Here is a 14865-nt window from a genome sequence, read left to right as displayed (position 1 = left end):
TCAAAAAAAGGACGCCGTGGCGTCCTTTTTTGTTTTTAACGTTTTAGTGTGCTTGGTCCCAGTTTTGACCCTTCCCAACTTCCACAATTAAAGGTACAGAGAGTTGAACAACAGATTGCATGACGTCACGTAATTGCTCAGCGAGTTGATCGGCAATATCTTGATCTACTTCAAAGACCAATTCATCGTGTACTTGTAGTAATAATTTAGCTTGATCCTTCGGTAAGATTTTATCCACTTCAATCATCGCCATTTTAATGATATCTGCTGCTGAGCCTTGTAAAGGTGCATTAATGGCAGCACGTTCTGCGGCTTTACGTACCATCATATTACGTGCATCAATATCAGGCGTATATAAACGACGACCGCTAATAGTTTCAATAAAGCCTTGCTCTAAAGCCACTTGGCGGGTGCGCTGCATATATTCGTAAATACCTGGATAACGGTTAAAGTACTTTTTAATATACTCTTGTGATTCTTGGCGGCTAAAACCGAGCTGACGGGTTAAACCAAATTCCGACATACCATACAGCAGACCAAAGTTCACTGCTTTGGCTTGACGACGTTGGTCATTGCTCACATCGTCTAAAGCAATGCCCAATACTTCTGCCGCAGTACGACGATGCACATCTTGATTATGGTTAAAGGCGTCGACTAAGGCATCATCTTGCGAAAAATGTGCCATTAAACGCAGTTCAATTTGTGAGTAATCGGCTGCGAGTAACACACGACCTTCAGGTGCCACAAAGGCTTTACGAATTTGACGGCCGATTTGCTCACGGACTGGAATATTTTGTAAGTTCGGATCAGTCGAAGATAAACGACCTGTTGCGGTTAACGCTTGATGGTAACTGGTATGCACACGGGCACTTGCATCGTTGGCTTGTTTAATTAAACCATCGGTGTAGGTGCTTTTGAGTTTAGTTAAGCCGCGATATTCTAAAATCAATTCCGCGATTGGATGCTCAATTTTCTCTAAAATACTTTCACTGGTGCTGTATTGACCCGTCGAGGTTTTTTTACCACCTTTTAAGCCCAATTTTTCAAACAGTACTTCACCGACTTGTTTCGGTGAGCTGACATTAAAGCTTTCACCAGCAATTTCAGTGATCTTTTGCTCTAACGCTGCAATGGCAGTGGCAAAATCATTACCTAACTGCTCTAAAAAAGCTAAATCAAGCTGAATGCCATTTTCTTCCATTACGCTTAAAACACGCGCGGTAGGCATTTCAATATGATGCAAAATATTGCTTAGTTCAGGAATGGCTTTAAGCTTTTCATCGAGCACTTCATAAAGACGATAGGTCACATGCGCATCTTCTGCGGCATAGTGGGCAGCTGTTTCAATCTCAATTTGATTAAAGGTTTTTTGCTTAGCACCTTTGCCAGCGATTTGCTCAAATGTAGTGGTAAAGTGACTTAAATAGACCCGCGCGACATCATCCATACCATGCCGTGTCGCCACAGAATTTAAAACATAAGAGGCCAGCATGGTATCAAAATACCAACCTTGTAAATGAATACCATGGTTTTCTAACACATGCGCGTCGTATTTGAGGTGATGACCAATTTTATCAATATTAGGATTTTCTAGAATTGGTTTGATTTGCGCGAGGATTTGCTCACGATTAAGTTGTTCAGGTGCACCGTCGTAATCATGGGCTAATGGGACGTAGTAGGCATCGCTTGCATCAAAAGCCACTGAAAAACCAACAATTTCCGCCACGCGATAATCAAGGCTGGTGGTTTCGGTATCAAAAGCAAAACGCGTTGCAGTGTTTAAACGCGCCCATAGATTGTCCCAATCGGCTTGACTCAGTACAGTATGGTATTTGGCTTGACCAAGTTGATCATCTGTACTCGTTTGCGCAGCTTGTTGTATAACCTCTACGCTTTGCGGCTGAGTATCTAAAGCTTGATTAATCTTTTTATATTGTGGGCTGTTGGGATTATTGGGATGGTCTAAAGACTGTAATTGGTTACGGAATTCAAGCTCGGTATATAAACGGCGCAATTCGTCTACATTGGGTTCTTGCAGTTTAAGATCCTCATAACCAAAGTTTAAATCTAGGTCGCAAACAATACTGGCCAATTGATGGTCAAGGGTAATGCCTTCAACGCTGTCTTTGATATTTTGACCGACTTTACCTTTGATCTTATCGACGTTTTCTAAAATACCGCCAATTGATCCGTATTCGGTTAACAGTTTCGCTGCAGTTTTAGCACCAACCCCTGGTACACCCATAATACCGTCAGATGCATCACCCATTAAAGTGAGGTAATCGATAATTTGATGCGGCCACACACCAAACTTATCAAATACCGCTTGAATATCCATAGGACGTTCTTTAAAGCTGTCTTCTAAAGTAACTTTTTCCGTGACCAATTGCGCCATGTCTTTATCACCAGTTGAAATTAACACTTGATGACCTAAAGCTTCTGCACGCTTGGCCAATGTGCCAATAATATCGTCAGCTTCGGCACCGGCTAAAAAGTGTAATGGAATGCCTAAAGCACGAATCAAGGCATGCAAATACGGAATTTGCTCTGCAAGTTCGCTTGGCATACTTGGGCGGTCACCTTTATAAATGGGTGATAAATGATGGCGGAAAGTTGGCTCTGAGGTATCAAAGATCACCGCCATATGGGTAGGCTGAGTACGACGCATCAATTTTTGAATGGCAGAAATTGCACCGCGCACCGCATTGGTATGCAAGCCTGTGGAGGTGGTTAATGGTGGGAGGGCGTGAAAGGCACGAAATAAAAAGTATGAGCCATCGACCAATACAAATGGTGGCATGCGAGGAATCCTAATTTTTTGCATCAATAGTATTGTTGTTGATTTTAGCATATGCCATTCAACATCCTATTGGCTGTTGTATCATCATTAAAACACTTGAGAACAAAACAATGACCCATAAGCAATCTGAACTGCGCATGATGTGGTTACTTGGCTTGCTGATCTTAGGATTTTCTGCGTGGTTTGTCTTTAAACATCAGGTGATCAGTGTGTTATGTGGCTTAGCCTTTGTCATGAGTATTATGCAATATGTCAATGCTTTAGCGACTCAAACTGAGCCACAAGCGCCTGCACGTTCACGTGTGCCTTTGTATTTATGTTCAGTGGTTGCGGTAGTTGCCGCTGTGTTGCAGTGGTCTTGGCTATTTGCTTTGGCATTAAGTTTGTGGATTTATTTTTTACTGAGTTGGTTGCAACAGTTAGAACGAAAAATCACTGGCTTACTGCAACAACAGCCTGAATCGTTAGAGGAGTCAGTAGCCCTACCAAGATTTAATTCAGTGCCTGTACCTAGTGATAGTCGCTCCTCGCTGCCGCAGAGTATCATGACATGGCTATTACAGGGCAACCCTGTGCTTAAAGGGGCTATGCTGATTTTAATAGTTGGCATTATTCTATTATTGCGCTTTGCGACAGAATATTGGCAAATCAGCTTAACCTTAAAATTATCAGTTCTCGCGGTTATTGCCACAGCAATTACGCTATTGGGGCTGTGTTTAAGCAACAAAAACCGTAGCTTTGCCTTGGCTTTACAAGGGTTGGGGCTGGCAATCTTATGTTTGGATTTATTTTTTAGTTATTACAATCAAATTTTGCCAAGCTTTGTTGTGGCCAGTTTAGCCTTTGCAGCCTTAATGGCTGTCAGTATTTATTTAAGCTTAAAACAAAACAGTATTGAGCTGGCCTTTATGGCGATGTTGATTGCTTATGCGGCGCCGTTTACTTTGCCCGTTCGTGAAGCAACTGCTGCAGAATTTTTAGCCTACTATTTGGTTGTGAATATGGCTATTGCATGGCTTGGGACTTGGCGCGCATGGAAAGCGCTCAATCAAGTGGGTTTTTTAGTCACGTTGTGGGTTGGCGGCGCCTATGTATTTTGGTTTGGACAAGACAGCCAACAAGAGTTAATTGCACTATATGTAGTGCTGCATAGTCTGGTGTTTATTTGGTTGGCTTTTCGTTTTAGTCAGTTGTTATCTCAGCAAGATGTGCAGGGCTTTGCTTTAAAACCGACGCTTGATTTAGGTTTGTTATTTGGCGCACCGCTCTTTGCTTATGGCGCGTTGTATTTAATTTATTTTGAACAAATCAAAACGCAAGCCTTGCTGAGTGCAGCTTATGCGCTGCTATACGGAATTTTATATTTTATTGCCAAACGTCAGCAGCAAATGAGTTGGATTAAGCACAGTTACTTTAGCCTAGCACTGCTGTTTATAGCATTTATCCCTGCGATTTTACTGCCTAAGGAATGGAGTGTCGTAGGCTGGTCTGTACTGGGTACAGCGGTGTTTGTATTGGCCTTACAGCGCCAATCTGCTATTAGCCGTTATGTGGCTATGGCATTGCTGATGCTTGCAGGCGCTAGCGCGGCTTATTATTTAGTTGATCTAGACCATTTTGCCAGTCATATCTATTGGGTATTAGCGCTGCTGTTTATAGCGGTTGTGGTGATCAGCAATAGTACTCAACACTATCGTCAGCAGCTTGCAACCTTAGATGTAATATTCTTAAGTGGCTTAATGTTTGTGGCGGTCATTTTGCTCCAGGTATTGTTATTAGATGCCTTAGAGGGGGCATTGCAAGGCGTGATCACGCTAAGCATAGTTGGTTTAGTTTATCTGCTTATCAATGAAGGGCTAATTAATCGCCGCGCCACATGGACATGGGCTTTACCTAAATGGATTGGCTTATTACCAATTTTTACTTATGCCTTTTGGTTGCTGCTTGGCCATGTAAAGCATGGTCAAATCATATGGGAAAATGGCTTAGAGCAAGGCTTATTTTTTACCGCACTCATATTGCTGAGTGCGGTGTGTATCCGCCCATTACAGGCCATTTATGACGATCGTGAATGGGTCAGTCTGACGACTTTAATCAGTTTGGCTTTGGCCAGTAGCAGTTTACTGCCGCATATGCCCTTTGTGAGTATGGTGATTTTACCACTGGTTTTTGCGCTGTACTGCTACAAGCAAAAGGCACTCTGGTCACAGTGGTGGCAAGCGCGTAGTAGCCTGGTGGTCATGGCGATATGGATACTCAGTTCGCAATTATTTGCCCAAGAAAGTTTTGATGCTTATGTTGCACCTGTGATTAACCCCTTTGATGCAGTAAGTATCGCGATGCTCACCAACTTTATTTGGATACTGCTACAGCAGCAAAAATCTGGCTTGGAACGTGGTTTACTCGGTGTATGTGGGGTATTGGGTGTGCTGTGGCTAAGTAGTTATATTTTATTGCGTGCCTTACATGTTTATCTAGATACGCCCTATAACAGCATTGCCATTTGGCAAGATGCCACAGTACAAATGAGCTTAACCTTACTGTGGGTCATTTTAGCCTTTATCACGATGCAATTTGCGAGTCGCAAGCAGCTCAAGAGTGTGTGGATACTCGGGGCGAGTGTATTGCTATTGGTGAGCTTGAAATTAGCTTTATTTGATTTAGCAAATATTGGCACCCTAAGTCGAGTATTGTCATTTTTAGGCGCAGGTTTACTGATGTTAATTATTGCTTATATTGCACCAATGCCTGAACAGCACAGCTAAAAAAGCCCAACCTTAAGTTGGGCGAGGTGTTAAAGCTTAGGCTCACGTTGTATGTCTTGTTTATGGGCATATTCATCTATGTCCATCTGCTGTGTTGGAGCAGATGGAATAGGGCGATCAACAAAGCCCATTTTGGGTACAGGAATCTCAATTTGATTATCCACGAAACCATTACGAATACGCTCATGCAGCTCATCTTTAACTTTTAAAAAGTTTTCACGCTGACACCACACTGCAAACAATATTTCAATCGAAGATTCACCAAAGGAAGTCACAGTTACTGCGGGTTTAGGATCAGCCAATACCAAGGGATATTTTTGTGCCACATCTAATAAAACCCGACGCACTTTAATGATGTCTTCATCAAAGTTGATGGCAAGGGTAATTGGAATGCGTCGGATAGGAAATTTAGATAAGTTTTGTACTGGGGCGCGAATCAGTTGTTCGTTGGGTAAGCGTACATAAACATTGTCTTGAGTAAGGAGTTTGACTGAGAGTAAATCAATTGAAATTACTTCACCTTCAATGGTATGACCACGAATCAGGGTAATTTGAATGGTATCACCGACTTCAAACGAGCCTTCGCCAATTAGAAACATACCACTAATTAAGTTGCTGGCTGAGGTTTGTGAAGCAAAACCTAAAGCAACGGTTAAAATCCCCGCCGCACCTAAAAATACACTGAGTTTAAAACCGGCTTCTTTTAAGCCTGCGATCATAAACAGCAAGAAAATACTGTAGAAAATCCCGCGTCGCCAGACCAAACTTTGATGGGCATTAAACTTGGTGCCTACGGTGCGAATAAAGGTATTGGACACCAATCGGGCAATAAAGAAGCCTAAGATAATAATGACAACGGCAATAATAATTTCAATGATGCGTTCGCTCTTCCAACCGGAAAAGGTACCGGTGAGACTGCTAAATACACCATCGACAATTTTTGAATCTGACATAACAATCCCTAGAAGAATGAATCAAACATATTAAACAACACGCTGCCTGATTCGCGTGGCGGTTGTAGATAGGTGACTTCTCCGGCATGAATCGGGGTGCGGTTTTCAATACGAATACGGGGTGGTCGATCTAAGCCTTCATGATTGACGCGAATTTGCGAGGTCCATAAACGGCCGGTACTTTCACTAAAAAACAGTGGTAGGGCGGTCACGGGTACGTTCATCCGGTCAAAGCGTAATTGCTGATTACTGGTGTTATGAAATTCAATGGGGGTAATGGCACGAAATGAACGCGGTTTGAGTTGATTGAGTTCAGTACGGCCATCCACAGACGTGGCATAACAAATCTCACCTAAGCGTGGATTTGGACCAAACCAAGTATCTTTAGGCAAAATCACGGGAATATCAAACAAGGGTTCGCGTTGTCCTTCGACAAAACCTGCAATCCAAAGTGGGGTACTAATATATAAAGTACCGCGTTGACTGGCGGGAATATAAATGGGATCAACGGGTTTAATTACTACAGAACGATTGGCTAAACGCGGCATCAACTGTACAGTACCATGTGTGCTTTTAAACATATAGCGTTCGATATGGACTGGCTGTGGAAAAGCAAAAGCGGGATCCTCTATCGGGTGCCACTGCTGTTCATAATCATATTGCACTTGTGGGCGATGATATTCTAAGCGCCACTCCTGTAAACCACGCGTTAAACGCAGCAGCAAAGAACCAAATTGCCAAGCACGTGCCTGACCAATCTCAAAACTATATTCGCCCCACCATTTGGCAATCGGGCTCAAGGCATTAGAGTGCATTAATATCCTAGTCCGCAAAAAACTGACTTCACGTTGTCATGTGCTTAGAGTACACTCAAAACAATTTTTTTCATCATGATAATTTGTGATGCAGCCATTAAAACATGTACAAATTCCTTATAGTTTTGCTAAACGGCATGCCATTTTAATTCGTTATGCGGGTGATCAGCCGATTATCGTGCGCCGTGAACATACGCCTTTACTTGCCATTCAAGAAGCAAGACGTATTTTGGGCGTGCCTGCTCAGCATGAACTATATGACGAACAACAATTTAGCCAATTACTCAGTATAAGTTTTGCGGGTGATAGTAATGAATCGCAGCAGGTTGCCGCAGGTTTAGAAGATCATCCTGATTTATTGTCTTTAGCCGATTCTGTACCTGAAGCTGAAGATTTGATGGATCAAGAAGATGATGCGCCGATTGTGCGTCTGATTAATGCCTTGCTGTCTGAGGCGATTCGGGTCGGTGCTTCAGATATTCATATTGAATCTTTTGAGAAAAAACTCTCGGTACGATTACGCGTCGATGGACAATTGCGAGAGATTGTCCAGCCGCGCCGTGAACTCGCCCCGCTGTTGGTGTCACGGATTAAAGTCATGGCACGCTTAGATATTGCCGAAAAACGTGTGCCGCAAGATGGTCGTATTTCGTTACGTTTGGCTGGACGTGAAGTAGATGTGCGTGTTTCGACCTTGCCATCGAGTCATGGTGAACGCGTGGTAATGCGTTTATTGGATAAACAAGCCGGTCGTCTGAATATGAGTCATTTGGGTCTCATGCACGAGGACTACACACGTTTAAGCACTTTGGTGCATCGTCCGCATGGCATTATTTTAGTGACGGGCCCAACTGGTTCAGGTAAAACCACCACGCTGTATGCGGCGCTTGCAGATCTTAATGATGGTTCACGTAATATTTTAACTGCTGAAGATCCGATTGAGTATCAACTCGAAGGCATTGGTCAGACCCAAGTCAACACCAAAGTGGATATGACCTTTGCTCGCGCTCTAAAAGCCATGCTACGTCAAGATCCAGATGTGGTGATGGTGGGTGAAATTCGTGATTTAGAAACTGCTGAAATTGCGGTACAGGCATCCTTAACCGGTCATTTGGTCTTGTCTACCTTGCATACCAATACCGCAATTGGTGCGGTGACCCGTTTAAAAGATATGGGCATTGAACCATTTTTATTGTCGAGTTCTTTAATTGGGGTGATTGCCCAGCGTTTGGTGCGTACCTTGTGTCATCACTGTGTGACGTGGCGCGCAGCGGATGAGTTTGAGCGACAAGTCTTTGCTGATGTTCAAGCGCAAGACGCCTTACAGCTCCCTCATCCAAAAGGTTGTGAATACTGTGGACACACCGGTTTTAGTGGTCGTACTGCGATTTATGAAATTGTGCCTGTAGATGATCAAATGCGCCGTCTTATCCATGGCAATGCCGCAGAATTTGAGCTAGAACAGTATGCCCGCCAGTCGGCAGGCTCGATCCGTAATGATGGCTTAAACAAAGTGTTACAGGGTAAAACCACCTTAGAAGAGGTATTACGTGTCACCAATGCAGCAAGTGAGTGATTACCAAAGGCTGACAATCTTCTGCATAAGCTGGGCACGAAACGGTGCAGTTGGGTTGCCAGGATTGCGCAAGGTTTCATTTTCATAAAAGGCTTGCCATGCCTTTGCCATATTTAAAGTCACGCCTTGGATTTTCATCTGTGCTACATCGGCTGCGCTTATATTATTTAAGCGTGCTTCTGCACCATCTGGGCCTGTGCCCCAACCAATAATTCCTTGACCAAAACTCGGTAGGTTAATGTTATTGGGGGTAGAGGGAATTGGCATACGTTGGTAGGCAGGATTCACCAATGATTTAAGCGCAGGACGGACTTTTTCAGAAATCGTCAGTTCAGCTTGAGTCAAAGGAGAAAAGGCGAGCAAAGCTGCCGTAATCAAAGCCAGTTTTAGCATTGGAATAACCTAAACAAATAATCTTTGATTATAGAAAAATTCACCATAAAAAACAGCGCTGGTAGATTGGTTCTAGCAAGCGCTGTTTTTGTATCGCAAAATTAGAATTAATAATTGACTAAAACACGGTGCTGCATCAGAGGCATTGATTCACGAATCTTGGCTTGTTCGGCTAAATCAAAAGGTACAGTAATTAGGCCTGCACCGTTTTCATCAATTAAAGCTAAAACATGCCCACGTGAATGAGTTGCAGCTGTATGCCCCCAAGTTTGGCGTTTTTCACCATGCCAACCTTGCTGCGCTGCACCTAGGACTTGGCATTGACTATCCATTGCGCGTGCTTGCAGTAATAGTTGCCAGTGCATTTGACCGGTGGTGTAGGTAAAAGCCGCAGGTGCAGTTAAAATATGAGCACCTTGCTGACGCAATTGCAGTGCAAGTTCTGGAAAGCGTAAGTCATAACACACCATGAGGCCAATACTACCAAATGGAGTCTTCGCAACCACCACATCTGTACCGGGTTCAAAATATTTGGATTCTTGATAGCCACCGACTGCATCTCCCACTTGAACATCAAACAAATGAATTTTGTCATAACGCGCTTCAGTTTTTTCTGGGCTAATACATAAGCTCACAGTGCGTACTCGTCCATCTTGAATGATTGAACCATCTGGACGATATGGGCAGGGTAAGGTACCCGCCACAATCCAGAGATTGTAACGATGGGCGAGCTGTTCTAGGCGTGCTTGAATCACTTCAAACTGCTCTGCGGTTTGGCGTTGTTTGCCACCTGCAAAACAGACGAAGTTTTCTGGAAAGACAATCAACGATGCGCCGGCTGCTTGACTCTGCTGCATCAATTGTTCAATGACGTTGAAATTAGCTTCAATATCATCTTGGGAGTTCATTTGTGCAACAGAAAGAAAAGTCATGGCTACTCCATTTTATACATTTTGATTTGATTGTTCTAAATTTTGTTGTTCTTTTTCAAGTTGTTTAACCAGTGGCTCAAACATATTTTGATTATTTTCGTTGAGTTTCATTAAGGTCTTATGCGCATCGAGTACAGTAGTCAGCATATTGCGATGGGTAATATTATCTTCAACCAAAGCGCGGGTACAGACTTGCGGATCACCACAGTAATTTAAAATCACAAAGACCTGACCTAGGCCCATACTATTGGCTAAAGTAGTGATATCTGGATTGGTCGACAGCATCACAGCTTGAATTTGGTGGATTTGCTTGAGCTTAAGCCCCAGTTTCGCCAAGACACCCAGTACAGTGCTATCAATAAAAGTGGTTTGAGTTAAATCAACAATCGCACCCACAACATTTTCATGCTGTTCTAATTTATTGAGAAGTTTATCGAGACTGATGCAAGATTGGGCACGCACTTCGCCAATAAGCTTAAAAATATGCGTTCCGTCTAAACTTGCGTATTCAACATGACCTGTTGACATATAAATGCCATTTGCAGAGAAGGATAGAAAATTATCCCATAGGCGGTAGGCATAACTCAAGTATGGATGAGTCGTATAAGCTTTGTAAGTATTGTAACTATTTGATAAATATTTTATTTCATGCGTCTTAAACTTAAGATGGCAATATCATCCGCAACATGTTCTGGTGCTTGAAATGATTGATTTTGCAAATGAAATACCAATTGTTCAAATTGTTCGCTTAAGCCGCCTGTGAATGGTTCAAGCGCACCATCTGAACAAATAATGAACCGCGCGTCGCGATTTAAAGTGCATTCAAACTCTTCAACCTCTAAATCTTCAGTTAAACCCAATGGAAAACTGCTTGTATTTAACACTTTAGGTGGTTGATCTTTCTCAAAAATAATCGCAGGTGGATAATGTCCTGCGCTTGACCAACGAATTTGATGGGTTTCTAGGTTTAAAATTCCTGCCAGCATGGTGATATGTTTTTCAATATTTTCTTGCACCAACATGCCATTGAGTTTTTTGAGTAGCTCACGTGGCGTTTTAGAACGTCCATGAAAAGCAGCCATCCACGAGGTCAGTAAAGAACTGGTCACGCCATGACCTGAGACATCCGCCAAATAGAACATAATCTCTTTGTCACTGATTTTCCAATAGTCGTACCAATCGCCTGATAAATACGCTGAGGGCTTAAATAAGGTTTCAACTTGATAGTTTTGCAATTCAATAGGATTAGGCAATAAGCGTTTTTGTAATTCAGCTGCGGAAGGTAAATCACGACTATCTTGGTTGCGCTTATATTTAGCATCAATACGCAGTAGTGCAGCTTGAGGGTTTTCAGGCAAGCGATTCCAAATCCAACCGGCAAGTGCACCTTGTTCCCAAGCTTGTGATAAAGCACTACCTTCTTGATCAAAGGCCAGCACAATCGTCGGCAAGCTCCATTTATGGGTCAAATAATCCTGCACATCCGCAATCGCGACAATGGTAGGGTCATACAAGTGAATGTCTTCTATGCGAATCATTTGTACACTGGGTAGCGTATCTAAGACCTGATCTAAATAAGCGATATCGCGAGTCGGTTGAATGAAATACATAAAGACTGTGTATGATCCTGAATAACAGTGAGTTGAACTACTATAGCAATCAATTGCAGCATCAATTCAATGATGCTGCAATTTTTGTAAAACTTTTTAAAATTTACGGATTGATTTCAAGCTTTTCTTCATCTAGATCGACTGAATCATCAAATTCATCATCAATAAAGCTGATAGCAGCAGCATCGGCATCACGTTTTTGCGCAATTTCAAAGCTCTTTCGTTGTAGGTAAATGTCACGCATGGCTGCATATTTATCACCTTGTAATACACCATCTAAATCCAGTAGGCGCGCACGGGTATCTACACCACGCCATGCGATTTCACCCCAATATAAGCCATCATGATCATCAAGCATATATTTTTGTGGTCGTGCTTGGCTGTCAACAATATTACCTAAACCATCGCGTAGTGTACTTGGTCCCATTACAGGTAAAACCAAGTAAGGACCAGATGGGACGCCATAAAAACCTAAAGTTGTGCCTAGACTCTCATCTTCACTATCTAAACCAAGACGACTAGCTGGATCAGCAAAACCTAAGGTGGTTAGGGTGTTAATGGTAAAACGTCCGAGGGTTTTAATGGCACGTAAAGGTTTGGCCTGTGCGAATTGATTGACCGCATTCCAAGGTTCATCTAGATTTTTTCGTGCTTGGGTTAAGGAGCCGCGTACTTGTTCAGGTACCTTTTCACTATAGCTTACCGCAACAGGACGTAGCACAGTACGATCTAACACATCATTAAAAGCATAAATTTGCCGATTTAAAGGTTGTAAAGGATCTTTGACCTCTTCGCTTTGTGCAGCATTGGCATCGACTTTAAATTGATCAACACGCAATTGTTTTAATTGTTTTAAGCTCTCTAGCCGAGACACTTCACTGCTTGCGGTAGGCGGTTTTTGATTTTCCATGGCAAAACTTGCTGAGCTCAGTAGTAAACTGCCAAGACCTATCCATAGATAAGAACAATGACGCATATAAAATCCTTATTGATTAATCTGTTATCAAGGTAAATCGGGCAAAGCCACAGCGTTGTATCGGTTATATAGAAGGTTATTAAAGCAAATTTAATCAAAAAATACAGAAAAAAGCGCAAAATGTATAAAAAATATTCAAATAAAACATTTTTCATGTATTTAAAGACTAAATGACTTGCAACATGCATCACTTTGTCTATAATGCCCATCCATCGGCGGTGATTGAAATAAATCGCTTGACTCTTGTGGGAATAAGAGTAATATAGCCGACTACTTGCTTCTGACGAAGAATCAAGAAAATCATTAAGAGATTATGAAGAACAACTTGTGTGGATTTTTACTGGTTGATCAATCGAATATATTTTCATTGATAATTGGTAAGAATTTCTCGAAGTTTATTTGAGCAAATTTTTTGTCAGTAATTGATGAGCCAAGATTGGTGCCCTATAGGCACTATTGATTTTAAACTGAAGAGTTTGATCATGGCTCAGATTGAACGCTGGCGGCAGGCTTAACACATGCAAGTCGAGCGGATGAAGGTAGCTTGCTACTGGATTCAGCGGCGGACGGGTGAGTAATGCTTAGGAATCTGCCCATTAATGGGGGACAACAGTTGGAAACGACTGCTAATACCGCATACGCCCTACGGGGGAAAGCAGGGGATCTTCGGACCTTGCGTTAATGGATGAGCCTAAGTCGGATTAGCTAGTTGGTGGGGTAAAGGCCTACCAAGGCGACGATCTGTAGCGGGTCTGAGAGGATGATCCGCCACACTGGGACTGAGACACGGCCCAGACTCCTACGGGAGGCAGCAGTGGGGAATATTGGACAATGGGCGAAAGCCTGATCCAGCCATGCCGCGTGTGTGAAGAAGGCCTTTTGGTTGTAAAGCACTTTAAGCGAGGAGGAGGCTACTTAGATTAATACTCTAGGATAGTGGACGTTACTCGCAGAATAAGCACCGGCTAACTCTGTGCCAGCAGCCGCGGTAATACAGAGGGTGCGAGCGTTAATCGGATTTACTGGGCGTAAAGCGTGCGTAGGCGGCTTTTTAAGTCGGATGTGAAATCCCTGAGCTTAACTTAGGAATTGCATTCGATACTGGGAAGCTAGAGTATGGGAGAGGATGGTAGAATTCCAGGTGTAGCGGTGAAATGCGTAGAGATCTGGAGGAATACCGATGGCGAAGGCAGCCATCTGGCCTAATACTGACGCTGAGGTACGAAAGCATGGGGAGCAAACAGGATTAGATACCCTGGTAGTCCATGCCGTAAACGATGTCTACTAGCCGTTGGGGCCTTTGAGGCTTTAGTGGCGCAGCTAACGCGATAAGTAGACCGCCTGGGGAGTACGGTCGCAAGACTAAAACTCAAATGAATTGACGGGGGCCCGCACAAGCGGTGGAGCATGTGGTTTAATTCGATGCAACGCGAAGAACCTTACCTGGTCTTGACATACAGAGAACTTTCCAGAGATGGATTGGTGCCTTCGGGAACTCTGATACAGGTGCTGCATGGCTGTCGTCAGCTCGTGTCGTGAGATGTTGGGTTAAGTCCCGCAACGAGCGCAACCCTTTTCCTTATTTGCCAGCACTTCGGGTGGGAACTTTAAGGATACTGCCAGTGACAAACTGGAGGAAGGCGGGGACGACGTCAAGTCATCATGGCCCTTACGACCAGGGCTACACACGTGCTACAATGGTCGGTACAAAGGGTTGCTACCTCGCGAGAGGATGCTAATCTCAAAAAGCCGATCGTAGTCCGGATTGGAGTCTGCAACTCGACTCCATGAAGTCGGAATCGCTAGTAATCGCGGATCAGAATGCCGCGGTGAATACGTTCCCGGGCCTTGTACACACCGCCCGTCACACCATGGGAGTTTGTTGCACCAGAAGTAGGTAGTCTAACCGTAAGGAGGACGCTTACCACGGTGTGGCCGATGACTGGGGTGAAGTCGTAACAAGGTAGCCGTAGGGGAACCTGCGGCTGGATCACCTCCTTAACGAAAGATTGGCGACCGGTAAGAATCCACAACAAGTTGTTCTT

10 protein-coding genes and 1 rRNA gene are annotated in these 14865 nt (G+C 43.4%); 3 read left to right on the top strand and 8 right to left on the bottom strand.

Annotated elements, in window-relative coordinates; translation table 11 throughout:
* Window positions 1–43: 43 nt before the first annotated feature.
* The gene (gene polA / locus AC5YCD_RS10640) at window positions 44–2800 is read right to left on the bottom strand and encodes a DNA polymerase I (RefSeq protein WP_496130012.1); all 2757 of its coding nucleotides are present in this window, start codon (window positions 2798–2800) and stop codon (window positions 44–46) included.
* 110 nt (window positions 2801–2910) lie between these two features.
* Between polA and AC5YCD_RS10635 the strand changes: the two genes are divergently transcribed.
* On the top strand, window positions 2911–5565 hold the full coding sequence (locus tag AC5YCD_RS10635) for a DUF2339 domain-containing protein (RefSeq protein WP_496130011.1): 2655 nt from the start codon (window positions 2911–2913) through the stop codon (window positions 5563–5565).
* Between the two features lie 29 nt (window positions 5566–5594).
* Here the strand turns inward: AC5YCD_RS10635 and AC5YCD_RS10630 are convergent, their stop codons facing one another.
* Window positions 5595–6518, bottom strand: coding sequence for a mechanosensitive ion channel family protein (locus tag AC5YCD_RS10630; protein ID WP_496130010.1), 924 nt, complete (start codon window positions 6516–6518; stop codon window positions 5595–5597).
* A gap of 8 nt (window positions 6519–6526) precedes the next feature.
* Window positions 6527–7333, bottom strand: coding sequence for a DUF432 domain-containing protein (locus tag AC5YCD_RS10625; protein ID WP_496130009.1), 807 nt, complete (start codon window positions 7331–7333; stop codon window positions 6527–6529).
* An 88-nt stretch (window positions 7334–7421) separates the two neighbouring features.
* Between AC5YCD_RS10625 and gspE the strand changes: the two genes are divergently transcribed.
* Window positions 7422–8909, top strand: a complete 1488-nt coding sequence (gspE, locus tag AC5YCD_RS10620) for a type II secretion system ATPase GspE (RefSeq protein ID WP_496130008.1) — start codon at window positions 7422–7424, stop codon at window positions 8907–8909.
* Here gspE and AC5YCD_RS10615 read toward each other — a convergent pair whose 3' ends face one another.
* The 5 genes from AC5YCD_RS10615 to AC5YCD_RS10595 form a co-directional block, all read right to left on the bottom strand.
* Window positions 8910–9302, bottom strand: a complete 393-nt coding sequence (locus tag AC5YCD_RS10615; RefSeq protein ID WP_496130007.1) for a DUF4951 domain-containing protein — start codon at window positions 9300–9302, stop codon at window positions 8910–8912.
* Window positions 9303–9409: 107 nt separating this feature from the next.
* On the bottom strand, window positions 9410–10234 hold the full coding sequence (locus AC5YCD_RS10610; protein ID WP_496130006.1) for a carbon-nitrogen hydrolase family protein: 825 nt from the start codon (window positions 10232–10234) through the stop codon (window positions 9410–9412).
* 12 nt (window positions 10235–10246) lie between these two features.
* Window positions 10247–10762, bottom strand: a complete 516-nt coding sequence (gigB, locus tag AC5YCD_RS10605; protein ID WP_496130005.1) for an anti-anti-sigma factor GigB — start codon at window positions 10760–10762, stop codon at window positions 10247–10249.
* A 113-nt stretch (window positions 10763–10875) separates the two neighbouring features.
* Window positions 10876–11844: an RsbU family protein phosphatase GigA gene (gene gigA / locus AC5YCD_RS10600; RefSeq protein WP_496130004.1), complete on the bottom strand. Its 969-nt coding sequence runs from the start codon at window positions 11842–11844 to the stop codon at window positions 10876–10878.
* Between the two features lie 103 nt (window positions 11845–11947).
* Window positions 11948–12820 (bottom strand): MlaA family lipoprotein, encoded by an 873-nt coding sequence (locus AC5YCD_RS10595; protein WP_496130003.1) that lies wholly within the window; start codon window positions 12818–12820, stop codon window positions 11948–11950.
* Window positions 12821–13284: 464 nt separating this feature from the next.
* Here AC5YCD_RS10595 and AC5YCD_RS10590 point away from each other — a divergent pair.
* Window positions 13285–14821, top strand: a 16S ribosomal RNA gene (locus AC5YCD_RS10590).
* The last annotated feature ends 44 nt before the right edge of the window (window positions 14822–14865 follow it).

Source organism: Acinetobacter sp. CY05 (assembly GCF_059515805.1).
The sequence above is the reverse complement of the archived record's forward strand: the minus strand, read 5'-3'. Positions and strand labels throughout refer to the sequence as shown.